Genomic DNA, 25,576 nt, shown 5'->3' on the forward strand with positions numbered 1-25,576 from the left:
TGCGACGTCGCCGTCTCTCTGAGACGAAGGCTTTTCAGTAGAGGCCAGGCCCTCTTCTGTAGTGAGAGCTCCTCAACCGCGCACTCTCCATCCCACTCACCACGCCGATGCCCACCATGATCACAGCCATTGCGACAATGTAGGCTTCCGGAATGTGGCTCAGATAAGCCAGGTAAGAGACACCGGCTATCAGCAGAAGATAGGCAAAGACATACAAGGCAGAGGACATGATCTCTCTCCAAACGGGAATGAGGGGCCCATGCAGAGATAGGATGCAGTATCTCCCTCTCGAAAAGAAAAAACTTTAGTACCCGATGCCCGCGGCTGCCGCGCTAGCTGGGGTCTTTATGTCGTGTAGTCTGCACACCCGTCACAACCCCGATTCCCAGCATGATCACCGCAATCGCGACGATGTAGTGCTGAGGAATGTGCATCAAGTGAGCCAGATAAGCCACACCTGCAATCAGAATCAAATAGCCAATCGCATAGATCCCAAATGACATACTCAACCTCCCCTCTGTAAGCCGATTCCCGTATGATGCAGAATCTGCGTGCCGTCGAGAGGAAAATCTTCTTAGAAGCTGTCCTGCCGGACGGCGCCCTACGCGGGCAGCGGTCACTTCGTGACTTGTGAAAGCTTCGCGAGGTGCTCCCGTTGGTCGCAAGGTGGATCGTGCCGACCAACGGGAGGACCAGCATCGTTCCCTAACCACAAGAAGGTACACGCGTCACGAAGTGACCGCCCTCCGCGCAGGAGGCCCGTCCGGCCGGATAGCCTTTCAATCTTCGTAAGCTCGCCAAAGCTGCAAATAAGCCACCTGCCGCGCCACATGGAAGAAGTCAGATCCAAGAAAATAAAGGACCGTAACCCCAGCCCACCACCAAAACAAAAACTCCGGCGTCGTCACGCTCTCAAACGGCAGCGGAGTCGCCGAGAACACCATCGCCAGCACAATCAACGCGATCTTCACAATCCCCATCACAAGGTTGATCTCTACCAGCTTCGATTTCAACGCCCCCAGCCTAAACGCCGCCGCCAGACTCCCTCTCACACCTAACCCACGCAGCATCGCAACTAACGGAGCCACGGACAGCGCCCAACTCACCACCGCCCACAGCGTAAACAGCCCCAGCGTCGCCACAATGACCAGCGAAAAATACCCCACCAGATTAGGCTCTCCACCCGACGCAATCGGCCCGGTCACGGTCCACTCCGCCACACGCTCCATGCACCAGAACCACACCGCAAAACTCCCGAGCAGCGCCACCACCCGCACAGCCTGCAGCACAATCAGCGTCCCCACGCGGCGCTCCAGCCGCTTATCCGCCCGCCTCAGCACCAGCGTTCGTCCTACCGACGACACCACCACCCACGCCACCACCAGCAACGGCGCCAGCCACATCGCCACACCAGGTACCTGCGGCACCAACAGCGCTAGCGCCTTCGCCAGCGTCTGCGCCGACCCCAGCGGATCCACCACCGTCATACTCTTCAGCGCCGCATAGTCCAACGGCGTAGCCTGCAAAATCTTCAACCCCTCATACCGCAGCAGCAGCAGCGCCGGAATCCCATACGCCCACCGCCACAACACCTCCAGCGCCGTCAGCGAAGGCCGCCGCCAGCACTCCGAAAGAGTATGCACAAACGACTGCGTCCCCCGAACCGTCCCAGCCGCAACCACCACTCCATCCTGCGGAATCTGCTCCACTACTTCACCACAAGATTCACAAGCTTACCCGGCACCACAATCACCTTCACCACAGTCTTGCCTTCAATCCGCGCGATCACCTTAGGATCAGCCAAAGCCGCAGCCTTCACAACAGCATCATCGCTACCCGCCGGCACCTTCACAACACTCACCAGCTTGCCATTCACCTGCACCGGAATCTCAATCTCATCCTCCCGCGCAAGCTCTTCATTCACCACCGGCCACTGCGTGCGAAACACCACGCCCTCGCCGCCAAGTTCCTCCCACATCTCCGCCACAAAAAACGGCGCAAACGGAGCCAGCAGCAAAATCAGACCACGCAACACCTCAGACACCGCAGCCGGAGAGATCTCTCCCGCATCCATCGCCGCTTCGTTCGCAGTAATCTCGTTCACCAGAATCATGATTGAAGAGATCGAAGTATTGAAGTGCCATCGTCCATCAAAGTCCTGCGTAACCTTCGCAATCGTCTGATGCAGACGACGCAACAACGCCTGATCCTTTGGCCTCGTCGCAGCTCCATTCGTACGAGCAACACTCGAGAACTTCGTCGTCAGCCGATACACCTTCCCCAAAAACCGCGAGATCCCCGCAACACCCTCTTCCTGCCACTCCAGATCACGATCCGGCGGAGCCGCAAACAGTGCATACATCCTCGTCGCATCCGCGCCATACCGCGAAATCATCTCGTCAGGCGAAACCACATTGCCCCTCGACTTCGACATCTTCGCGCCGTCTTTGATCACCATCCCCTGCGTAAACAGCCGCTCCGCAGGCTCATCGTTCTTGACCAACCCAAGATCCCGCATCACCTTCGTCCAGAACCGCGAGTAGATCAGATGCAGAATCGCATGCTCCACTCCGCCGATGTACTGATCAATCGGAAACCAGTAGTTCGCCTTATCCGAATCAAACGGCGCAGCCGAATTCTTCGCATCCGTGTACCGATAGAAGTACCAGCTCGAATCGACGAACGTATCCATCGTGTCCGTCTCTCTTCGTGCCACCCCCCCGCACTTCGGACACTTCGCATTCACAAACTCGGCAATCCGCCCGAGCGGCGAGCCATTCGTCTGTGTAATATCCACCTGCTCCGGCAACACAATCGGCAACTCGCTCTCAGCCACCGGCAACGGCTCGTCCGGTGAGCACTTGTCGCAGTACACCATCGGAATCGGCGTTCCCCAGTACCTTTGCCGGCTGACTCCCCAGTCCTTCAACCGATATGTAACCGTAGGAGTACCAAACCCCTTCGCCTTCGCAAACGCAGCCATCTTCTCCTGCGCTTCGAGGCAGTTCTCTCCAGTCCACTGCCCCGAATCGATCAGCACGGCCTCATCTTCATCGGTATAAGGCAACGCCAGATCATTTGTATCAGCGCCCGCGGCGTCTTTTGTATCAATGGCAGGAGCAATTACCCGGCGCACTGCTAACCCATACTTCTGCGCAAACTCAAAGTCCCGCTCATCATGCGCTGGCACGCTCATAATCGCGCCCGTCCCATAGTCCGCCAGAATGTAGTTCGCCACCCAGATCGGCACTCGCTCCCCGTTGAACGGATTCACCGCGAAGCGCCCGGTAAACACACCGTGCTTCTCAATCGCACCCAGCGCATCGCTCTCACGAGCCTTCTGCTGCTGCTCCAGCAACTCCTCAATCTGCACGCGCAGCGCGTCATCCTCCAGCGCAAACGCCTTCGACACCGCATGCTCCGGCGCAAGCTGCACGGACGTCGCGCCGAAGATCGTATCCACCCGCGTCGTAAACACCGTGATCTTCGAGTCTCCATCCGCCACAGCGAAATCTACATGCGCGCCTTCGCTCCGACCGATCCAGTTCCGCTGCATCGTCCGGACCTTCTCCGGCCAACCCTCCAACTTGTCGAGGCCCTCGAGCAACTCATCGGCATACTTCGTAATCCGCAAAAACCACTGCGTCAGATCGCGCAGCTCAACAACCGTATCCTCATGCCGCCAGCAGCGCCCGCCAATCACCTGCTCATTCGCCAGCACAGTCTGGCAATCCGGACACCAGTTCACCTTGCTCTTCTTCCGATACGCGAGCCCCTTCTCGAACATCTTCAAAAAGAACCACTGGTTCCACCTGTAATACTCAGGCAGGCAGGTCGTCACCTCAGTCGTCCAGTCGAACCCCATCCCCAGCCGCTGGAACTGCTTCTTCATCGCCGCGATATTCGCAAACGTCCACTCCCGCGGCGGCACGCCATTCTTCAATGCCGCATTCTCCGCCGGCAGCCCAAACGCATCCCATCCCATCGGGTGCAGCACGTTATACCCGCGCATCCACATATGCCGGGCCAGCGCATCCCCAATCGCATAGTTCCTCACATGCCCTATGTGCAGCGCGCCGCTAGGGTACGGCAGCATCTCCAGACAGTAGTACTTTGGCTTCCCCGAATCGTGCCCCTCGGCCGCATACAGCGAAGGATCCGCATCCCAACGGGCCTGCCACTTCGGCTCGATCTCAGCCGGGCTGTACCGCTGCGGCTGATTCCCCTCCGCAGCAGAAGAACTCTCATCAATATTCGCGGTTTTCCCGCCGATTTCGCTCGTTCGTGTCTCAGGCATACTCCTTTGATTGTACCGTCCAGCCCGCTTCAACGTTGCTCCGCTTCAAAACCTCGCCCGTCCAGCCGAAACCCCTCGCAGTCGTCCGCCAACCAAAGCCTCCGACATTTATCTTTGTGGCCTCTCTGCAAATAACCGATAATCCAGACATGCCTCCGGCCTCCCCCGCGCAGCACGCTTCCTCCGGCGATCCCGAAAATCCCGGCGGTTTTCAGCACATTCCAGCACTCGACGGCATTCGAGGACTCGCCATCCTCATGGTCCTCTTCTTCCACCTCTTCGCGTCTAATCCCGATACCGGCTCAAGACTTCTGGATCTTCTCAACCGCATCCGCGAGTCCTGCTACCTCGGCGTCAACCTCTTCTTCGTTCTCTCCGGCTTTCTCATCACCGGCATTCTGCTCGACACACGCGCCCTCCCTCACTTCTTCAAGACCTTCTACGCCCGCCGCACCCTCCGCATCTTCCCGCTCTACTACGGCGTTCTCATCGTGCTGTTTCTTCTTACCCGCCCTCTTCACTTCATCTGGTCAGGCTGGCCGATCTACTATCTGACCTACACCGCCAACCTCGCCCTCTGGACCGTCGGCCCTCTCAATCTGCACGCGTTCAACATCAACCACTTCTGGTCTCTCCAGGTCGAGGAGCAGTTCTATCTCGTCTGGCCTTTTCTCGTCTATCGAATCAAGCGCCTCCAGACACTCATCACCTTCTCCCTCGTCGCCTGCGCAGCAATCCTCACACTCCGCATCATCCTCGTAGCTCTGCGCCCCCGGCTTCACAACCTCTATCTCCCCTACTCCCCCACCTTCTCCTGCGCCGACAACCTCCTCTTCGGCTGCACCCTCTGCGCCCTTCTCCGCACACCCGCCCGTCAACGTATCCTCGCGCTCGCCCCCCGCATTCTCACCATCTGCGCGGTGATCCTCATCGTCGCCGGGCTCCGCTATCACGGCCTTCTCTGGGAGACCAACTTCTTCATCCCTACCTTCGGTTTCACTCTCGTCGCCATCTCCTTCGCAGCACTCATCGCCATGGCCCTGCGCCGCGGTTCAAAGACCCAACAACTCTTCTCCAACAGCGCCCTTCGCTTCTTCGGCAAATACAGCTATGGCATCTACGTCTTCCACTACTCCCTCGAGACGATGCTCAACAGTCCAACTCGTCTCTACGTCAGCAACCATCTCCACTCCAAAGCCCTCGGAGTTCTCGCCGGAGCCTGCGTAGTCATGGCTGCCACCATCCCGGTCGCGCTGCTCAGCTATCACTTTTACGAATCCCGCTTCCTCAGCCTCAAGCGCTACTTCAGCTACAACAAAAAGGAAACATCCACCCCGCTTCAGGCGACCTAGCCAGACGCCACCCACGCACGAATCACGCTCGTAAATCATCCCTCTCCGGCGAGCCCCTTGCGTCGAAGCCGCCAAATCCCTATAAAGGCCTGACCCGGCAACTGGAGCAGCACGCTCCATCCCCAAACCAGGCGCAGGCTTCAACCGAATCGAGTGTGCGACATGAACAAGAGACAATTCCTTACAGGCTCCGGCTCCGTCCTCACTGCCGCCATGCTCTCCCGCTTCGTCTCAGCCTCCGAGCAAGACGCCGTCCACCAGACCGCACCTCGAACCAACTGGGCCGGCAACCTCACCTTTCACACCGACACCCTCTACCAGCCCAAAACCGCCGAAGAGGTCCAGCACATCGTCAAGAGCTGCGACAAACTCCGCGCCCTCGGCCGCGGCCACTCCTTCAACGCCATCGCCGACAGCACCCACGCACAGATCTCCCTCAAGCAGCTCGACTCCATCGACATCGACGCCAAAGCCCGCACCGCCACCGTTGGCGCAGGCGTCACCTACGGCAAGCTCGCCCCCATCATCGACGCCCAGGGCTTCGCCGTCCCCAACCTCGCCTCGCTCCCTCACGTCTCTGTCATCGGAGCCTGCGCCACCGCCACCCACGGCTCCGGGAGCAACAACGGCAACCTCGCCACCATCGTCTCTGGCCTCGAATTAGTTACCGCCGACGGCACCCTCCACACCCTCTCCCGCGCCAAGGATGGCGACCGCTTCCTCGGCCAAGTCGTCAACCTCGGCGGCCTCGGCGTCGTCACCAAAACCACCCTCGACCTCCAACCCACCTTCCAGGTCGCACAGGTCGTCTACGAAAACCTCTCGTTCTCCCAGCTCGAACATCATCTCGACGAGATATTCCTCAGCGGCTACAGCGTCAGCCTCTTCACCGACTGGCAAAACCACCGCGCCACCGAAGTCTGGGTCAAGCGCCGTCTCGATCCCGGCACCACTTCCATTGCCTTCGCCCCCGAATTCTTCGGTGCCACACAGGCCAAACAAAAACTCCACCCCGTCGCCGGCCACTCCGCCGAAAGCTGCACCGAACAATTCGGCGTCCCCGGCCCTTGGTACGAGCGCCTCCCCCACTTCAAGCTCAACTTCATCCCCAGCAGCGGCGCCGAAATCCAAACCGAGTACTTCGTCCCCCGCGAGCACGCCTACGAGGCCATCCTCGCCGTCGAGCAGCTCCGCGACCGCATCACCCCTCACCTCTTCATCACCGAGCTCCGCACCGTCGCTCCCGACAACCTCTGGCTCAGCATGGCCTACCAGCGCCCCTCCCTCGCCATCCACTTCACCTGGAAGCCCGAGAACGACGCGGTCCAGGCCCTCCTCCCCCTCGTCGAAGAAAAACTAGCGCCCTTCAACGCCCGCCCCCACTGGGCCAAGGTCAACACCATTCCCTCCTCAACCCTGCAGCGTCTCTACCCCAGGATGTCCGACTACAAAGCCCTCCTCAAGCAATATGATCCAGAAGGAAAGTTCCGCAACCGTTTCCTGGACACCAACATCTTCAGCGCCTGATCGCGCCCCTTACAAATACATGCCGCAACATCAGCCAGCGTCTTACAAGGAACAAACGTGTCGCAATTTGCCATTCGCGAAGCATTCGCTCCCATTAAAAAACTCCTTCCGGCCTGGCTGTCCAACCCTATACGCAACAGCCTGACCGCGGTCCTCACTCCCATCCTCTACAGCGTCCGCACCGGCCACTTCCGCAGCAGCTTGAAGATGGCAGCCGTATCCCGGCACGGCGAACCGATCCCCTGGTACACCTACTCCAGCCTGGACTTTCTCACCGCCCGCAACTACTCCAGCAAAACAGTCCTCGAGTTCGGAGGCGGACAATCCACCCTGTGGTGGTCGGCACGAGCGAAACACGTCGTCACCTTCGAAGGGAAAAAGGACTGGTACGATCGCATAGCATCCGGCATGCCCGCCAACGTCGAGCTGCACTACGTAGAGAAAACCGCACCCATCACCGACGCAGCGCAAGTCGCTCAAATCCTCTCCACAAAGACAATCGCCCGCTATGACGTCATCGTGATCGACGGGCTCACCCGCTCGCAGATGATCGACGTCGCCTGCGAACGTCTGGCCCCGGATGGAATCATCATCTGCGACAACTCCGAAGGCTACGGCTTCTACGAAGGATTCAAAGACAAGGGCCTCGACCGCGTCGACTTCTTCGGCAACGCCCCCGGCGTCGTACTCCCCCACTGCACCTCCCTCTACTTCAAATCCACATCCTTCGTCTTCAGCCCTTCGATTCCGATCAATCTGCCCAACTGACATTGGCCCAACGTCTATAATTCGTCCTACTTCTCGGAGTCAGGCATGCGAACAGTTCTAATGTCGTCCGCGCTTCGCCCGTTCTGTCTCACGATCGCGCTCCTAGCCTCTCACACACTTCTCCTCTCGCAGACTACGCAACCGACCGTCAAAACCTACGACGGAGGAACGCGCCAAACACTGGAAAGCATCTTCATTCCACCTCTGGCCCACGCGCCCTTTAGCCTGACTCTCGAAACCGAGTGGTCTCGCCCCATGTCGGGCGGCGGGACCTACACCCTCGTCAATAAGCGGCAGATCATGCGCGACGGCACAGGACGCATCTATCAGGAGCGCTGGCTGCTGGTCCCCAAAAACGGAAAAATGCAATCCGTCATGGACTTTATTCAGATCTCAAACCCCGCCGACCACACTCTGTACAACTGTCAAATCGACATCAAGAAATGTTTCGTAGTGGCTTACACGGGGTCGGTGACTAGCACCTATCAACCTGCCATCCATCCCTCTGGCGCCCTATCAGACAACACCGGCTACCATCAGCATGAAGATCTCGGACATAACAACCTCGCTGGCATCGAAACGGTCGGCTATCGCGAGATCACCACCCTCAATCCAGGCGTCTTCGGAAACGACCAACCGATGGTCACCACGCGCGAATTCTGGTACTCCCCCCAACTCGGCATCAACATCCTCTCCAAGCTCGATTCGCCTCAGTCCGGCAAGCAGACCTTCACAGCAAAAGACCTCTCCACCTCAGAGCCCGAAGCTCGCTTCTTCGCATTGCCCGAAGGCTTCACCATCGAAGATCAGCGCAAACCCGAACCGTAAGCAGCTCTGCCGTCTAAATGAACCCAGCCAGTAACTACCCCGCAGCCAGCGTCCGCAACACCCCAACATTTCTTGCCTCATCCCCCGGAGCGTCCACCGGCGTCTCTGCAATAAACGCCGCATGCGCAAACCGCTCATCATGCAGCAGCCGCCGAAACACCTCCGCCCCAATCGTCCCCTCTCCAATATGCTCATGCCGATCCAGCTTCGACCCCATCGCCGCCTTCGCATCATTGCAATGCCACACCTTCACCGCATCGAACCCAACCGTATCCTTCACCAGCAGCATCGTCTCCACATACCCATCCGGCGACACCAGATCATACCCCGCCACATGCACGTGGCACGTATCCAGACACACACCCACCGGCGCACACGCCTTCAGCCTCTCCACCAGCTCCGCCACCTGCTCCAGCTTTCCGCCAAGAGAAAACTCCGCCCCCGCCGTATTCTCAATCAAAATCTTGAACTCCTTCCCCTGCCCCGAAGCCTGAGTAAAGTCCACCCCATCGATCGCCCTCTCAATCGACTCCCCCGCCAGCCGCAGCCCCTCCTCCCGCGTCAGCCCCTTCCAGCTCCCCGGATGCAGCACCAGGTACTCCGCCCCCAGCGCCAGCGCCCGCTCCACCTCCCCACGAAAGGCGCCTACGCTACTGGTCCGCACACTCTCCGTCTGGCTGCAGAGATTGATCAGATAACTAGCATGCACCGCCACCGGCCCCACATCATGCTTCGCCCGCAGCTCCCGCATCTTCTTCGCATCCTCCGGCTTCACCGCCCCCGCCCGCCACTGCCGCGGACTCGAAGAAAAAATCTGAAAGGTATTCGCCCCCGCCGCCACTGCCCGCTCCACCGCAGTCCACGTTCCCCCCGCAGTGCCCACATGCACACCAATCCGCTTCTTCCCCGTCTTTGTGATAGCTGAACTCGTCATCCCCCAAGGCTACCCCACTCGCCTTACCCTTGCTGGAGGGTTGCTTGTTCTTTTGTTGTCATCCTGTAGGGATCTGCTTCTGTCGTTGTTCTTGCTTTTAGGAACCCATAACAGCCCAGGGTGCTATGCTGACCCCGCCATCATTTCCCGCAAAGAGGACGCCGTATGCCCGCCCCGCAGAACTTCAAAAACCACGCCCGCTTCTACCCACTCTTTCACTTCATCATCCTTCCCCTGCTCCTGCTCAACCTCGTCTTCTCCATCTATATCACCATTCACAACTGGCCCGGCTACCAGCACACCCATCTCTGGGGAATCGTCATGGCCATCGTCTTCTTCCTGATGGCCGGCGCAGCCCGTGGCTCCTCCCTCAAAGCCCAGGACCGCATCATCCGCCTCGAAGAGCGTCTCCGCCTCGCCGCGCTCCTCCCCGCCGCCGACCGCGCGCACATCGACGAGCTCACCGTCCCTCAACTCATCGCCCTACGCTTCGCCTCCGACGCCGAACTCCCCGACCTCGCCCACCGAGCCCTCACCAAAAACATGGACCCCAAGGCCATCAAGCAAGCCATCGTCAACTGGCGCCCCGACAACCAACGCATCTGAGTTCCACGAAAGTTTACGCCCCATCGCCGCCCACTGGCAGCAAACCAGAGAAGCGCCCCGTCTAAATTCTCCACCCCCCCAAACGCCGTCATCTCGACCGAAGCTGTTCCCGGTCTCATCGGGAACAGCGTAGTGGAGAGACCCCCGCATTTGCCTTTGCTGTTCCCGTCTCCTCGCTGCGACACAGGCCAATCTCAGGCCGTCTCCGAAGCCCGCACCTGCAGCAACCCCGCAAACGCCGACCGAACACCATAAGCCACCAGCCCCCACAGCACCGTCACAAACAACGCCATCGGCAACCCTGCCGGAGCCATCAGCGCGTGGAAACAAATAATGTTCACGATCACCGGCCCAAGCAACACCAGAGCCAGCGGCACAAACCGGTTGATCAAGAGAAACGCCGCAGGAATCAACTGCAGTAGAAAGATGATGACCAGATAGTGTGACTCAAACAGCGCGATCATGAAATCCCCAGCGACTCCAGGAGGAGGAGGAGGCGTCGGAATGAAGTGCAAAAAGCCGTTCAATCCGAAGACAAGAAAGATAAAGCCAAGCAGATACCTGGCAACCAGCGATGCGATCTTCATACCAATACCTCCTCCTTAGAAATCAGCTAAGTCGGCTCAGCGATTAAGCAGCCACAAACTGCGAACGAATCGCCTCAACATGCGGCTTCAGGAACGTAGCCCGATCCACCTGCCCAGACATCACCGCCGAAGCGCCGCCGGCAGACAGGAACTTCGTATCCGTCACGCCAATGAAACCAAACACCGAACGCAGATACGGCTCAACATGGTTGAACGAAGCCATCACCGTCCCCGCGTCATAGGCCCCACCGGAGGCGATCAGGAACGTAGCCTTCTTCCCCTGCAGAAGACCCTTCGGCCCTGCTTCCGAATACGAAAACGTCTCGCCAACGCGAGCAATCTGGTCGATCCACAGCTTCAGCAGCGAAGGAATCCCGAAGTTGTGCATCGGCACGCCAAAGACATACTCATCGGCCGCCCGCAGTTCGCCGAGCAGCGTATCGGACACCTCAAGCGCCTGCTTCTGCTCCGCCGTGCGAGCATCCTTCGGCGTATACGCGGCCCCAACCCAGGCAGCATCGACCGTCTTCAGATCGCTCGAGGTCAGGTCGCGGGTGATCACTCTTCCGTTCGGGTTCGCCTGCTTCCAGTTCTGGACGAACTCCTCAGAGAGATGGCGAGAGACCGAGGTCTCATGAAAGGGGCTGGAATTCACAACAAGTAAAGTGGACATGGCAAAATCTCCTATACGACATCTGACGTTTAAACAACTTGTGTCGATTCAGAAAAACACAACGAATGTCGCTTAAGCAAGTACTGTCGTCAAAATCGAGTAAAATACAACTGGCCGGTCAGATAAAATAGTGCCAGCCGGGTAAATTCAAAATGTCCAGCCCTCCCGCAAAACTCGCCGAAGTTCCCGAGCTGACCGTAGAGCAAGCCCCCGAGCTCATGCCCGAGCGGACCCCCGAGCGGACTACAGATCCGCGCATCCTCCGCACCCGCAACCTCCTCCAGCAGGCCCTCGTCAACCTCATGAAAGAAAAGCAGTTTGACAGCCTCTCCGTGCAGGACATCGCCGAAGCCGCCACCATCAACCGCGCCACCTTCTACGACCACTACCCCGACAAGTTCGCCCTGCTCGAGTGCACCGTCGGCACCCGCTTCAACGAACTCCTCTCCGAACGCGGAATCACCTTCAACGGCACCTGCACCGCCGCCCTGCGCGCCATCGTCCTCGGAGTCTGCGACTTCATCGCCTCAGCCCAGCTCCTCTGCACCGACCACCCTGGACAGATGGAGCCCCACATGGAGTCCGCCATCATCGCCGTCGTCCGCCGCATGCTCCTCGACGGCCTCGAAAAACACCCCTCCGCCGCACCCACCTCCCCCCAGATGATCGCCACCACCACCGCATGGGCCATCTACGGCGCCGCCAAAGAGTGGGCACAAACCCCCAACCGCCCCCCCTCCAGCGAGATCGCAGACACCATCCTCACCCTCGTCCACCCCGTTCTGGCCCTGATCGAACCGTCCCACTCCGCCCCAGCTTAAGAGCGTATCGACGTCTTGCGTTTCGCTAAATCCTCGAAATCGAACGAGAGATCAAACGAGGCAGTCTCGCATTTCAAAATTATCTGTGATTGATATCAGCTTCAGCTCAAACAGTTGATTGGCGAGGGCGACTTGCAGCCAAGTGGACTACGCTACCTAAGGGTACTGAAGTGGTTGACCGAGTTCTTCACTCCATCGCCCTTGCCGGTGGACTCCATCGAGTCAACGGTGTAGTAGTAGGTCGTCCGTGGCTCCAGTTTATCGAGACGTACGCGGAACACCGTCGACGAGTGACCCGGGTTCAACCTGATCGGAGATTTTGCGGTCTCGATCAGTCTATGTGGATCTGTCCCATAGTGCACGATTCCGTAGTGCACGGGGGAGCCACCGGGATTGTTCGTCGTCCAGTTGATAATCGTCACATGCGCCTTCGCCAATTCGATCTCGGGCCCATGGATGATCCGTACCTGCGCAGCTTTTGGAGTCGTTTGACTTTCCTGGGCGGACACGCTGCTGCTCAAAACCGAGATCGCCAATATTCCAACCACTCTGTTCATGATCACACCTGAAAAAGGTCGCTGGCCAGATAATCGAAGTCACATCCCCACCGTTTAACGTTGACGCTACGGAATAGGCGGTTTGGGTACAGGCGTGACGCCGCAGATCGCCGACGCGCAGGGTGGTAGAGGCGGAGTTGGGATCAGCAACTCGTTACCTTGGGTCGCCGCCGAACCGCCCCTCATACAAGCCCCCGTATAAGTATCGTTGTTGCGGTAAGGCCTCGTGAAACCGTCCGACAGTGTTTGAAGAAACGCAACCATTTCATCCTCCTCCTTATCCGTGAGGCCAAGATTCCCGCTGGTCATATCGATATTGTTCCGTACCTCAGGCGTAGGCCAGCAATCAACTTTTTCAGTTGTTCCCTTCGGGCAATGTCCGGAAGTGACAGGATACGCATACTTATCGCGCGTGTTATAGAAATGTACGAGTTGCTTCAGGCTCTTAATGTAGCCGTTGTGAAAGAACGCTTTCTGGAAGTACGGCCCGGGAGCCTCCGTGGTAGGACATTGTGGCGGTGTCATAGCCACATCGCGGGCCGACGATACCTGCATTTGTCCGTCTGCCGCAGGTGCGTATTGCTTCCAGTTCATATTTGGGTTGGGACCGGAGCCGAATCCGCTTCTTAGGAAAGTCCCAAGTCCCAAATCTCTGTAGCCAAAACCGTAAGGGTTCGCCGTGAATCCGTAAGCATCCGGTGTGGTCTCGTAATAGAAAGAATCTCGCGGATTGAGAGGTAGGCCCTCATTGGCCGAGCCAAAGCACGTGAACAGAGGATTCACCATCGCGGCCGAGCTAGTGTCTGTCTGGTTTAACTTGAGTGTCGTTCCTCGTCCGTCGAGGTGGCATGAATTGCAGTTGCCCTTGCCGTCAAAGAGCTTGAACCCCGCCATCTCCTCTGGTGTGAGCTTGTACTTACCGGCCAGGAACGCGTCGAATTTCGATGAGAAGGCGCTGACCTGTGCAGACTGCTCGTATGCGTCAATCGACTGTGCCCAACGGTCGTAGACCGTGTTGGCGCGGGTTCGGTCGGCCGCACTTAGAGGAATCGACGTGGTGCTCCCGCCAAACACCGCAGCCCCACCAGGGGTCGCACAGATCTGCTCCGTCTCACGGGGAAAGTTGATTTCGAACGAACCCTTGCCCCATACCTCCTCAAAGAGAGGTCGGTACACAGCCTGCGAAAGCCGGAATGCGATGCAGGCAGTGTCGGGGAGACCCATTTCCTGAGTATCGACGGGAGGGCCCTGTGCCTGCTCGGCGTCGGGAATCCTTAGCAAATACCCGGTCGCGCGTGAATCGAAGAAATTTCCTCCAAAGAACTGGCCCTGCGCTTGGTTGTATTGGAGGACAGGGAAGAAGGGTGAATACGGGTGTCGCTGCGGGGTCCGCTTGCCTGCCCGAGTGTGAACCGATCCGGGAAACGCGCTTATTGTCAGGTTGACCGAGGGAATCGGCCCGCCGAAACCGACGTATGGCATGTGGCAAGACGCGCACGCTTGATTTCTGTTGGTTGATATGTTCTTGTCGAAAAGCATGAGCTCGCCGAGTGTCTCTACTGCTTCCGTTCCGATATCCCTAAGCACCGGCGGCTGACCTGTCAGAATCGGAGGCTGTAACCCGTGCCAGCGTGCAAGCGCTCGGTCTTCAATGACGTCCACCTCCCGTTCAACACGATCTATCTCGGAATTCAAATCGGGCGGGAGGATGCCAAGCGGGTATGGGTTGTAAACCGAGCCTGAGAGGACGGGTCCACGCCGCGGCGGCACCGTTCGTTTTGTCAAGGTCATGAGCAGCGCCAGTACACAAACTACAACGACCGCTACTATCGCCAGCATTCGCCGATCCATAGATAACCTCTTCGTGAGTCGTCGTTCGGGTTGTTATGACGTCCGGATACGGTATCAGTAATGCTAAACGCGCTTCTCGTCATTCGGCTTCCAGACTTGTCGGCAAAACAGGGAGCAACACACAAGGATAGAGGCATCGAATCGGCGGAACTTTCACGCTAAGTGTTACCGCACAACGATTGAAGAACGTCTGTCATTCTGAGCACAACGACGAAACCTCAGCATTTGCCTCGTTCTTCTTTCCCAAGGGGAAAAACTATCGAAAGAACAAACCTGTCAAGCCCCCGACCAGCAAATCCCCGCGCCAGACAAGGAGATTCGCGTGGCACATTACGCCCACCCAATCCGATATACTTGTACTAGCAGGAAAAGCTGCAAGGCGCCAAAGGCTCCTTGCAGCTTTTCATTTAAGCGATAAACAAGGGGTGGCATAGAAAGGAACCATAACTCATTTATCTTCAATATTTTGCGAGCAACCCATCTGTAATGAATACGTTACAGACACACCTCACCCGCAAAGGTAATAATATACTTGACTGACTGTAACTATTTAGTTAACATGGAGGAACCGTGACAGGGCAGCAGAACAATTCCGTCCCAGCAACCGCCACAGAATGGCTTATTTTTGTCCGTTCTCTATCCGACGAATTCGATGCTCTTGCGCCTGTAGAGCGTCACAAACGACTAGTAGAGCGTTACTTATGTTCCAAAGGGCTAGAGCCTCTGGATTTTGATTGCCGTTCAGAAGGCGTAAGTTCTCCTGAAGACCAAAGATAGCGGTTTGATAGTCAGCCATGGCAGCAAAGTTCTCCTTTATCTATGAGGGACTATGGAGGGTCACGGATTCCTAGATTTACCAGTTTTTACTCGCCTGTACATGTTTTTACTTGCATGTCCATATGGTGGTGGATTAATCTCTCAGAAGGCAAGTGAAGACCGGAGAGGGAGTCGAACCCCTTGTTCACGAGGTGCAAGCTCGTGTCCCTATCCAGTAAGGATTAGCTCTCCGGTCATATTTGCTGAAGCGTGGAGGTAGAGGGACTCGAACCCTCGGGAGCTGAGTTTTGCGGACCTGCCCCGTCCAACTACCCCCACAATAAATGTTGCATCTGGTGTCCAGAGCCGTACCCTCGGCAAAAGGTTTAGCGGCTCTGGACATTCCCTTCGTATCCGCCGCCATTCCCGATGCTGGAACAGAGACTTTTCCTTCTTCTCATGGCATAAGTCCTCATCAAACAAATCACTTGAAAATGTCCTCCATGTCTTCCTGTTGAGGTTCTACGTTAGATTTAATTGAACTATAGGAACCCCTCGTAACCCGAACAATCTTATTAGCTTTGTGGAGATTGAAGAGAGCAGACTCGATAGGTTTCCGATCAACGTCAGGTCCGAAAATCTTGTGTAGGTTATCTACATTGAAGGCGTAACTAGGATTCTGGTTAATCTCAAGCAAGACGCGAGAGGCAATTCCACCCATTGGTTTACGGATACTAGGAGTCGGGGAATTTGAGAAAAGAGCTTCCCATTGCGCCTGCAAAGATTCAAGATGCTTCTGTGCGACAACCAAATCGTTGGCGAGTTTCAGGACGAGTTCAGGGTTTGGCGGAGCCATGTAACTTAAAATACACGACTTTCCCTGAAATACAAAATGGTTTGTTTCCTAACCCTACAAGTTGGGGATTTGTATGCGAACGCCGTGGGAGGTAAGCTTATGCAGATGAAGAGATCCTGGAAAAATCCGGTAAGACGTGCGGCATCGGACGCTACCTTGAAGACAGAGGGCGACTTCGAGAAGTTCACAGATTTTATGCGGAAGATAGTTGCGGTTAATCCCGCCAAGAAAGATAAGCAGCCTACCCCTGCTTCCTCTTCCCCCGGCCCTGCCGCTTCTTAGAACGGTCTTTCTTCGGTCTTGCCTGTTACTTCTGCATACGTAAGACGCTTGCCTGTGACTTGAGAAATAACTTTGTTGAACCGTTGTGCGTCGGTTTTTCCGTGGCTGTTATTGAAGCGGAACACTTGCTCTGTAACATAAGCGTCGAGATGATAAGGCTCTACAGCAACGTACGTGCCCTTTAGAGTCCTCTTCAGCAGTGCCCAAAAGTTCTCAATTCCATTCGTGTGAACATTGCCTTTGACGTGTTCAACCATGTGATTCACGGTCTTGTGAACGAACAGATTCGTCGCATTGAGTTTGTCGTAAGACGAGTACTGGTCGGTGTAGATGTGGGAACCCCAGCCGACATGCTCAAGGATTTTCTCTTGTAGGGTTATCCGCTTCGTATCAGGGACAACCATGGCGCGTACTTGGCGTGTATTACGGGTTTTCATCCCCATAACGATGGCTTTCTTGCCGTCTTGAGTGCGGTTGGCAACATGCCGATTTTGCGGCTTACCGTTGATCAGGGTTTCGTCGATCTCTACGGGGTCTTTAGAGTTTCCGCCGATCTTGCCTTTGTTGTCATCTGACATTGCTTCGCGGATGCGATGAGACATAAACCATGCGCTCTTCTGTGTAACCCCGATTGCTCGGGCCATTTCATAAGAGCTGATACCGTTCCTGCAATTGGAAAGTAACCAAGAAGCGCATAGCCATTTATCGAGGGCAATGGCGGAGTCTTCAAAAATGGTTCCAACCTTCAAAGAGAACTTTTGCTTTGGGTGATTGGAGTAGCACCGATAGACTTTAGCTTTTTCAAGATACGTGACCTTCTCAGATCCGCAATGAGGACATTTCACGATTCCATCGGGCCATCGGACGGATATCATAAATTTGCGGCAGTTCTCGGCATCGCTAAAGTATTGGATTGCTTCGATTAATGTCTTTGGGCTTTCCATGAATCAAACAATAACAGGAATAGCGTAGTCGGTCAAGTATATTATTCCCCCCGCAAACCATTGTAAACAAAAGACATCCCTGCAAAATACCCCTAGTGGGGAGGGGGGAGGGGTCGAAAGAGACTTGACTCAGAAATACCGTGAGACAAGAGGCAACAACGCACCACGGAATCACCACAGCGCACCAGCGAGACACCACGAAAACACCGCAAAAGAACACAGCCTTGCAAGCATTTTGCCCCGATGCGTTTTACGATAGAAGGATGACCGAAGTGGAAGCTCAAGAACAGCAATCGACCGGACACGCGTCCAAATACACCCGCAACAACCCTTTCCTCTCCACCGTGACCTACAACCGCCTCCTTACCGGCGAGGGCTCGGAGAAGGAGACCCGCCACGTCGAGCTCACCATCGAAGAGGGCATGACCTACACCCCCGGCGATGCCGTCGGCATCATCCCGGAAAACCGCGCCATCGCCGTAGCCGAGGCCCTCGAAGCCCTCCACTTCACCGGCCGCGAGCGCGTCCTCGACCACTACAAGGTCGAAATCAGCCTCGAAGAGGCCCTCCGCACCCGCCTCGGCATCGGCAAACTCGCCCGCGGCTCCGTAGGCCAGTACGCCAAGCTGGCCCCCACCATCGAGGGCTTAAAATGCCTCGTCGGCCCGGAAAACAAGGCCCGCGCCGAGGAGTACTGCTGGGGACGCGAGTTCGTCGACCTCGCCACCGACTTCCCGAGGGTCGTCACCGACCCCCAGCAGCTCTTCAACATCCTTCAGCGCCTCACCCCCCGCATGTACTCCATCGCCTCCAGCCAGGCCATGCACAAGGACAACGTCCAGACCACGGTCCGGGTAGTCCGCTACGAGTCCCATGGCCGCGACCGCCAGGGGGTGGCCTCCGGACACCTGGGAGACCGCGCCGGCGAAGGCACTTCGATGCCGATCTTCCTCCACTCCAACAACAACTTCCGCCTGCCCGAAGACACCACCAAACCGGTCATCATGATCGGCCCCGGCACCGGCATCGCCCCCTTCCGCGCCTTCCTCGAAGAGCGCCAGGCCACCGGCCAAAGCGGCGACAACTGGCTCTTCTTCGGCGAACAGCGCGAGGCCATGGACTTTCTTTATAAAGATCAGTTCCAGTCCATGCACAAAGACGGCATCCTCACCCGTCTCGATACGGCCTTCTCCCGCGATCAGGCCCGCAAGGTCTACGTCCAGGACCGCATGCAGGAGCGCTGCAAAGATCTCTACGAGTGGCTGGAACGCGGAGCCTACTTCTACGTCTGCGGAGACGCCACCCGCATGGCCAAGGATGTAGAAACAGCACTGCTCGACGTCATCGCCCGCGGCTCGAACGGCACCCTCGACCACGCCGCCGAGTACCTGGCCGCCATGAAAAAACAAAAGCGTTACCAGCGAGATGTCTACTAGAAGCCATGAGGCGGCGCGGCAAAAGTTGCTCGAATATGTCGCGCCACCTATCTCTGGAGAAAGACAGAAGATTTCGTACTTTATCGATCGACGCCGTTTTTCAGCAGAACGGAAAAATCATATCCCGCTTCAAACTCTGACAACCTAATGCACTCCATTTGCATTGTGTCAGCAAGTTCCTTCGCTTTACCGAATGCGTTGTTGCTTGACTCGGTGTCGACCACCAGACCGGGACATCGAATCCTGGCCGCCGCCTGCAACGCGTCATACCAGGCGTCATCGCTGCCATAAGGAACGTTCGCGCGTCCATCGGTGACAAGCAACAAGAGTGTCTCAGGAGTGACAAGTTCTTTCGCCAGTTCAAGCGCATGCGCGAGGGGGGTACGGCCGCCTGTCGGCAAATACTCCAGAGCTGCGAGGGCCGTCGCTACGTCGCTTGTAGGAGCAACCAAAATCTCGGCAGATTCTCCTCGAAATACAATCATTGCTACCTCGTCACGACGTCGCAGAGAGCGTTCAATGAGACCGGACACTGCCCCCTTGACCGCCCTCATCCGTTCGTGCGCAGCATGTGACCCGCTCGAATCCACGACAAACAAGAATCGCGATCTGACTAACGGCTCACGCATCTTCTCATATAAGTCCTGGGGACGTGGGCTCGGCTGACCGGTCTGTATGACAGCTTCAAGTACGGAAAAGCGAGAGTCCAGTTCCGCAGGCCGCTCGTTCTTTTTTGTTCTCACAACTGGTCCCGGCGCTTGCCGTTTGCGCCCACCTGTTGCACCGCTTCTCCCACCGTCCACAGTCCAACGCAACTCGGGTGTTTTGACTGACAGCGACGAAAAGCGTTGTTCCGTCATTTCGTCCGTACCTTCACTCTCCCTACTCTGCGGCGGTGTTTGGGGCATTAGTGGCGGAGATGTTCCTGGAAGGGGTGGCCTCTGAGGTGAACGCGCTATGCGATGAGCCAAGGCGAGCGGCAGCACGGACCCAATGTGTTCCGCCGTGACTTCTTCACAACCCAGCATCGCTGCTTGTGCGCAGCTGGCACGCGCTATGGCGAGATCCGCACGAAGAGATATGACACCGTGCTCGCAAACGATCGTACTAATGTACTCCAACATAGCAGTAGGACAACGCACAGACGGAAGCATCACCCTCGCAGCTGCGATCCGCTGTTGAAGATATGTCTGCTGCTCCATCCACTGAGCAACAAAAAATGAAGGATCGGTGTCATAGACCATACGTCGTTCAACGACCTCCCTCCTTTCGGTTGCCAATCTGATGGCAGCAATATCGGCAACGAGGGCAAACCGGTCGAGCAACTGAGGCCGCAGCGATCCTTCTTCTGGATTCATGCTTCCCATTAAAACGAATCGCGCTTCCTGTACCGCGCTAAAACCTTCTCGCTCGACCGTGCTCACACCCGTCGCAGCCGCATCCAACAGTGCGTCGGCAAGATGGTCAGGCAAAAGGTTGACCTCGTCGACATAAAGAACACCGCCGTTCGCTTCTGCCACCAGTCCAGGTCGAAGCGCTGGTTCACCCTTCAACGTACTCCCCAGATCCATTCCGCCAAGAAGACGATCCTCCGTAATTCCTATTGGAAGATTGACGAAGCGGCCGGGCTTCGGAAGCAATTCGGCTAGAGCTCTGGCTGTTGTGGTCTTTCCCGCGCCTTTGTCTCCACGCAAGAGCACGCCCAAGCGCCAATCCACAGCGGCCAGCAGCAACGCCATCTTCATCTGCTCCTGGCCGACAATCGCGGCGAACGGATAAGTTGGACGGATCATACCGCGCTCCGTCTCATCTCACCGCGTGCTTCCAATAAGGTTTCGCTGTCGAACAGGACTCCACGCAATGCGTCGAGCGTCTCCGGTCTTGCGTCTTCCCATAGTCCACGTTCGTTCGCTTCGAGTAAACGTTCGGCGATCGCATTCAACGCCCAAGGATTTGACTGTTTCAGAAAGTCCTGCGTATCAGCGTCTAGCGCATATTCTTGAGCGAGCCCTTCATAGATAAAGTCTGGAGCTACGTGTGCCGTCGCATCGAAGCCGAAAATATAGTCGACAGTTGCTGTTAGCTCCAACCCACCCTTGTAACCGTGGCGCTTGATGCTCTCGATCCATTTCGGGTTGATCACGCGCGAGCGATAAACACGCAGCGCTTCTTCGCGCAAATCGCGCACACGGACAGCATCCGGGCGGGAGCTATCACCAAAGTAAGCCTTAGGTTGTACCCCGGTAAGGGCGCGAATGGTCGCCACCATGCCGCCGTGGAATTGGAAATAATCATCAGAGTCAAAGATGTCGTGCTCGCGGTTGTCCTGGTTGTGCACCGCGACCTGTACGCTTTTCAGCCGTTCCGAAAATACGCTCCGCGCATCCACACCGTTTGCTGCCTTACCATACGCGTAGCCGCCCCATTCGAGAAATACCTGCGCGATATCCGCGTCTTCCTTCCAATGACGTGTCTCCATCAAAGCCTGAACACCCGTACCGTAGGTGCCAGGCTTCGCTCCAAAGATTCGATATCTGGCGGATGCTTCCGATTCTTCGGCGCCCTGATCTCTATTTTTCTCGATTTCAGTCAAGTAATGCTTTTTGACAAAATTCATTTCAGACGGCTCATCCTGCTGAATGACAAGCGCTACCGCGTCATCGATCATGTCAATGAGATGAGGAAACGCATCACGGAAAAATCCGCTGATTCGAAGGGTGACATCAATGCGCGGGCGACCAAGTTTTTCCAGCGGAATCAGGGAGACGCCTTCTGGCCGCCTCGACTGTTTATTCCATACAGGCTGCACACCAAGTAGCGCCAGCACCTCGCTCACGTCGTCACCATGCGTACGCATCTGAGAAGTACCCCATGCGCTGAGTCCCACTGTCTCGGGGTACTGATCTTCCTCTGCACGATAGCGCTCTATCGCCTCACGAGCAAGCTGCTGACCAACGCGCCATGAAGCTTCGGAGGGAAGCGCCCGTGGATCGACCGCGTAAAAATTTCTGCCTGTAGGAAGAATGTGTGCCATTCCGCGTGTCGGTGCACCGGCAGGCCCCGCTGGAATGTAGCGGCCTTCCAGAGCATCGAGGACATGCTCAACCTCTTCATTGACCCTCTCAAGATTTGGAACAATCTTCTGGCAGGCGAATGTAAGAGCTGCTGTGACCTCTTGCGAAGCAGAGCCGACAATCGCATGTTGCAGATCTTCGAGCGACTGGACACTAAAGCCAAGCTTTTCAAGCTTTTCGTAGAGACTTATTGCCATTTTATCCAGCGTTTCGAGTACATCAGCATTCGTGTAACAAACAGTCTCAGACAGAGTGATTGCAACATCAAGCTTCTTTCCTGGCTCTTCGAGAAGTTTCTGGTAGTCGAACTGAAGATTGCGGGCGATGGCACCTAAAAGACTGGGCGAACCTACGTTCGCCAATCGCGTCATGGAGCGCAGCATCTCAGGAAGCGGTGGCATGTTGCCAAGAATGTGCAGACCATCGCGAATCTGCGCCATGCCAAGCTCACATAGATACCCATCGATGTCTTCAATCAGATGTGCAACTTCGCTTCCATTCATTTCGGCCAATGTAACGGGTACGCCTTCTGAGGTGAGTTCTTCCTCCCAATCATGCTTATGATCGCCATGATCGCGCGATAACATATTTTTAAGATCGAGATCGGTGTTGAGATTCGCATCCTGAATCAACTCCCAGATTTGTTGCTGGATGAAAGGCAGCTTCGAGGGGTCCAGCTTCTCAACTGCGTAGTACTCATTCACCAATTGATTCAACGCAGCGAGCGGCCCGTAGGTTTCTGCACTCGTCATAGGTGGCGTTAGATGATCCACAATTACCGCATGACCTCTGCGCTTCGACTGACTACCTTCTCCTGGATCATTAATGATGAACGGGTAAATAAGCGGCATATCTTGGAGCAGAAGATCCGGGAAACATTCGTCAGACAAACCAACAGATTTTCCCGGCAGCCACTCAAGCGTTCCATGCTTTCCAACGTGCACGATCGCATCGGCACCCCACCCGCCATCCTCCACGGAAGTCCCCAGCCATTGGTAGAACGCCGTGTAGTGATGAGTCGGCGGAAGATCAGGAGTGTGATAAATGGCATCGGGATTCAGGCCATATCCCCGCGGCGGCTGGATTGCTATCAGTGCGTTCTCCAGACGCATCGCTGCGAACAGGTAGTCATCAGTATCACTAAATGGTTCAAAGTCCATCGCAGCAATCTTGGTCGCAACCTCGCTCATCAGCTTCTTATCGATCTTCGAAGACGATCGCAGCGTATAACCGCGATCAGTTGGCTGGCCCCACGAATCTTTTAACCGCTTCTGTGGGGCGTCAGGAAAGCTTTCGAAACGTCGCCGATAGACCGCGCGCGAGTACCTGTGGGCGCGGTCCCCGTCCAGGGGGTATACGTCGTCGTACGTTCCCCGTGAAAGAAGATCGTGAATCAGATCATCTCCCGATTTCGGCAGGTCTCCGATGGAATACCGACGTCCTTTCATGGCGCGTAGCAGATTCAGCAAGCTCGCCGGCGAGTCAAGGCCAACTGCATTCCCAACCTGCGCCGCCTTCGTCGAAGAGTTGGTAAGAACGAACGCGACACGTTTATAAGGATTGGCTAGAATCTGAAGTCTCGCCAGCCGGGCCGCAATTCCGGCGACTCGGTCTGCACGCTCTTGATGAGGGACATAAAGATCGCCGGATTGAACATTTCCTCGTTCCTTAAACGAGATCGGGACGGAGATGATGCGGCCATCAAACTCCGGAAGTGCCACATTGATCGCTGTGTCCAACGCATTTAAACCGCGCCGAGAGACCTCCCAATTTCCTCTTGGCATCCCGCTTGGGATCGCCTGAATAACCGGAACTCCCAACTTCTCCAGGATCGAAACATTTTCGCCAGCAAGTGTCACATCACCGGTGTTGATCTCGCCCAGGGCAAAAGACAACGTGGTGACAACGACATTGACGCGTCGTTCCACAAGTCGGAGCGCCGCAGGAAAACCATCATCCAGAGCCTTCATGCTCGATGTAAAGATGCAGAGTGCGTTCAAACCACGAGACTCCATAGCTTCAGCAAGTGCATCAACGAATGCAGTATTCCCGCTGAGAAGATGGGCACGGTAGAACAGGATAGCTGCCGTGGGCTTCGCAGGATCTGCGCGTTGCAGCCAGTCTTCGTACTCCGCATGCTCGAGATCTGGCATATAAATCCCGTGCTCTGCTGGAGTCGAAGGCTTCTCATAACCGTGCCCCGTCAGCAAGAGACGGTCGGACAAAAACTTCAGGCACTCCAAGATATTCGATGTTCCACCACGCTCGAAATATGTCGTTACCGACGCGACTACATCCAGATCGACGGTACTAGCATTGAGAAACTCAGGATTTATCTCACCGGTTCCGCTCACTACGACGAGGAATCGGTTTTGTGTAACGCACATGGCACGAAGAAGCGAGAAGCCCACGACCGAATTCAATGGGCCATGCAAACGCAGTACGATAACGCGAGCACGCGCCAAAGCTCCTTCGAGCAGCGCAGTCATCTGTTCCTCGCTGCGTAGACCATTCAATGAGTATGGAAACACATCGATGTCTCCAGGGAGCGCCGCGCGTGCGTTCTGCAGCGTAACCAGGTCGGTGTCCGCATGCGTCAAGATCGCGATGCCCTGCACTTGTTGATGTGTGTTTCTCTCCGCGGCATTCGAGACTGAAGCTGCAGGTCGCGTATCCCAGTCGTAGAAGTTGAAGACATACTCAAGCAGTTCCTCGGGCGGCTGTAGAAAACGATCTGCTTCCAACATTGTGTCGATGTAGGAAAATATCTGCCTGACCTGCCAGGGACTGTTGACGGAATGAAACCATACCGATCGCCCGTCGAAGACCAAGCTCGCAACATTAGACAAAACACAGGGTCCTAGGCATCCGGCCTTCGTCAGATGGACGGTATTGCGCATCTTCCGGCGAGTCCACTCCTCCTTGTAGGTTTCGACTGGGACCTGTGCATAGCCGCGCTCAGTCCTCCCACAACAGCATCCTGAAAAGCAATAGGAAAGGTGCGCGCGCCGCTGCACAATATTCACAGGGCGCCCATCCGCTCGTACTACGCGTTGCCGATGCATATCAGTCAAGGTTCGCACCTCTTTCTGATGCCACGGCGGCAGGTTCGAGGCAGAAAACCCAAATGAGCAACGGTATGAAAATAACGATCATGCATCTTCATGTTCTCCGCAGAAGTCTGCCGGTTACTCTCGGGTAGGTCTCCTGGCTTGGAGGTTGCAGGATGATCTGCACGCCGCTTTACCTTCCCCAGCCATCGGCCGAGTGGTACTTTAAAGCAGCTTTCCTCACTTACAGTGGCGGAACCGCGCCGGCTCTTCACCGGACTTCCCTGTTATGCCCTGGTGGGCACCCGAGACAGCCTTCGTTATACCACAATGAATTCGCTAAATTGTCGGGCTCGTGTAAGCGCTAACGATGAGCC

General features: G+C 56.3%; 19 protein-coding genes, 1 pseudogene and 1 riboswitch. Of the genes and pseudogenes, 7 read left to right on the forward strand and 13 right to left on the reverse strand.

Features of this window, described 5'->3' with window-relative positions:
- Positions 1-34: 34 nt before the first annotated feature.
- The 4 genes from HDF12_RS18200 to leuS all read right to left on the reverse strand — a co-directional run bounded on the left by HDF12_RS18200 (position 35) and on the right by leuS (position 4,297).
- A complete protein-coding gene (locus HDF12_RS18200; RefSeq protein ID WP_179585660.1) occupies positions 35-229 on the reverse strand; it encodes a hypothetical protein in 195 nt (64 codons plus the stop codon).
- A gap of 103 nt (positions 230-332) precedes the next feature.
- Positions 333-503 (reverse strand): hypothetical protein, encoded by a 171-nt coding sequence (locus tag HDF12_RS18205; protein WP_179585662.1) that lies wholly within the window; start codon positions 501-503, stop codon positions 333-335.
- Positions 504-779: 276 nt separating this feature from the next.
- Entirely contained in the window at positions 780-1,709 is a 930-nt protein-coding gene (locus HDF12_RS18210; protein ID WP_373563958.1) for a hypothetical protein, read from the reverse strand.
- Entirely contained in the window at positions 1,709-4,297 is a 2,589-nt protein-coding gene (leuS, locus tag HDF12_RS18215; protein WP_179585664.1) for a leucine--tRNA ligase, read from the reverse strand. Before leuS ends, HDF12_RS18210 begins: the two co-directional genes overlap by 1 nt.
- A 149-nt stretch (positions 4,298-4,446) precedes the next feature.
- Here leuS and HDF12_RS18220 point away from each other — a divergent pair, with 149 nt between their 5' ends.
- The 4 genes from HDF12_RS18220 (at position 4,447) to HDF12_RS18235 (ending at position 8,772) form a co-directional block, all read left to right on the forward strand.
- Positions 4,447-5,649, forward strand: coding sequence for an acyltransferase family protein (locus HDF12_RS18220; RefSeq protein WP_179585666.1), 1,203 nt, complete (start codon positions 4,447-4,449; stop codon positions 5,647-5,649).
- A 162-nt stretch (positions 5,650-5,811) separates the two neighbouring features.
- Positions 5,812-7,176 carry an FAD-binding protein gene (locus HDF12_RS18225; protein WP_179585668.1) on the forward strand — a complete coding sequence of 455 codons (1,365 nt, stop codon included), beginning with the start codon at positions 5,812-5,814 and terminating at the stop codon, positions 7,174-7,176.
- A 57-nt stretch (positions 7,177-7,233) separates the two neighbouring features.
- The gene (locus HDF12_RS18230; protein ID WP_179585670.1) at positions 7,234-7,944 is read left to right on the forward strand and encodes an O-methyltransferase; all 711 of its coding nucleotides are present in this window, start codon (positions 7,234-7,236) and stop codon (positions 7,942-7,944) included.
- A 45-nt stretch (positions 7,945-7,989) separates the two neighbouring features.
- A complete protein-coding gene (locus tag HDF12_RS18235) occupies positions 7,990-8,772 on the forward strand; it encodes a hypothetical protein (protein ID WP_179585672.1) in 783 nt (260 codons plus the stop codon).
- A 34-nt stretch (positions 8,773-8,806) separates the two neighbouring features.
- Here HDF12_RS18235 and HDF12_RS18240 read toward each other — a convergent pair whose 3' ends face one another.
- Complete coding sequence (locus HDF12_RS18240; protein WP_179585674.1) at positions 8,807-9,706, reverse strand: deoxyribonuclease IV; 900 nt, start codon at positions 9,704-9,706, stop codon at positions 8,807-8,809.
- A 165-nt stretch (positions 9,707-9,871) separates the two neighbouring features.
- On the opposite strand from HDF12_RS18240, the gene HDF12_RS18245 reads away from it, so the two are divergent.
- Entirely contained in the window at positions 9,872-10,312 is a 441-nt protein-coding gene (locus tag HDF12_RS18245; protein WP_179585676.1) for a DUF6526 family protein, read from the forward strand.
- A 194-nt stretch (positions 10,313-10,506) separates the two neighbouring features.
- Here the strand turns inward: HDF12_RS18245 and HDF12_RS18250 are convergent, their stop codons facing one another.
- The gene (locus HDF12_RS18250) at positions 10,507-10,899 is read right to left on the reverse strand and encodes a hypothetical protein (RefSeq protein ID WP_179585678.1); all 393 of its coding nucleotides are present in this window, start codon (positions 10,897-10,899) and stop codon (positions 10,507-10,509) included.
- Between the two features lie 43 nt (positions 10,900-10,942).
- Entirely contained in the window at positions 10,943-11,572 is a 630-nt protein-coding gene (locus HDF12_RS18255; protein ID WP_179585680.1) for an FMN-dependent NADH-azoreductase, read from the reverse strand.
- A 152-nt stretch (positions 11,573-11,724) separates the two neighbouring features.
- On the opposite strand from HDF12_RS18255, the gene HDF12_RS18260 reads away from it, so the two are divergent.
- Positions 11,725-12,393: a TetR/AcrR family transcriptional regulator gene (locus HDF12_RS18260; protein ID WP_257025722.1), complete on the forward strand. Its 669-nt coding sequence runs from the start codon at positions 11,725-11,727 to the stop codon at positions 12,391-12,393.
- 152 nt (positions 12,394-12,545) lie between these two features.
- Here HDF12_RS18260 and HDF12_RS18265 read toward each other — a convergent pair whose 3' ends face one another.
- The 4 genes and pseudogenes from HDF12_RS18265 to HDF12_RS22480 all read right to left on the reverse strand — a co-directional run.
- Positions 12,546-12,950 (reverse strand): fibronectin type III domain-containing protein, encoded by a 405-nt coding sequence (locus HDF12_RS18265; RefSeq protein WP_218892498.1) that lies wholly within the window; start codon positions 12,948-12,950, stop codon positions 12,546-12,548.
- 66 nt (positions 12,951-13,016) lie between these two features.
- Positions 13,017-14,801, reverse strand: coding sequence for a cytochrome-c peroxidase (locus HDF12_RS18270; protein ID WP_179585684.1), 1,785 nt, complete (start codon positions 14,799-14,801; stop codon positions 13,017-13,019).
- Between the two features lie 1,890 nt (positions 14,802-16,691).
- Positions 16,692-17,444: an IS1595 family transposase gene (locus HDF12_RS18275; protein WP_257025814.1), complete on the reverse strand. Its 753-nt coding sequence runs from the start codon at positions 17,442-17,444 to the stop codon at positions 16,692-16,694.
- A 39-nt stretch (positions 17,445-17,483) separates the two neighbouring features.
- Positions 17,484-17,639, reverse strand: a pseudogene (locus HDF12_RS22480) (transposase); the annotation flags it as partial.
- A 263-nt stretch (positions 17,640-17,902) separates the two neighbouring features.
- Between HDF12_RS22480 and HDF12_RS18280 the strand changes: the two are divergent.
- The gene (locus HDF12_RS18280) at positions 17,903-19,075 is read left to right on the forward strand and encodes a diflavin oxidoreductase (protein WP_179585688.1); all 1,173 of its coding nucleotides are present in this window, start codon (positions 17,903-17,905) and stop codon (positions 19,073-19,075) included.
- An 80-nt stretch (positions 19,076-19,155) separates the two neighbouring features.
- On the opposite strand, the gene HDF12_RS18285 is transcribed toward HDF12_RS18280, so the two are convergent.
- The gene (locus HDF12_RS18285) at positions 19,156-20,868 is read right to left on the reverse strand and encodes an AAA family ATPase (RefSeq protein ID WP_183791878.1); all 1,713 of its coding nucleotides are present in this window, start codon (positions 20,866-20,868) and stop codon (positions 19,156-19,158) included.
- Positions 20,865-25,049: a cobaltochelatase subunit CobN gene (gene cobN / locus HDF12_RS18290; RefSeq protein WP_257025723.1), complete on the reverse strand. Its 4,185-nt coding sequence runs from the start codon at positions 25,047-25,049 to the stop codon at positions 20,865-20,867. Before cobN ends, HDF12_RS18285 begins: the two co-directional genes overlap by 4 nt.
- A gap of 280 nt (positions 25,050-25,329) precedes the next feature.
- Positions 25,330-25,523: riboswitch (cobalamin riboswitch) on the reverse strand.
- Between the last annotated feature and the right edge of the window lie 53 nt (positions 25,524-25,576).

Origin of the sequence: Tunturiibacter gelidiferens (assembly GCF_013410115.1) — a bacterium.
GTDB classification, from domain to species: domain Bacteria; phylum Acidobacteriota; class Terriglobia; order Terriglobales; family Acidobacteriaceae; genus Edaphobacter; species Edaphobacter gelidiferens.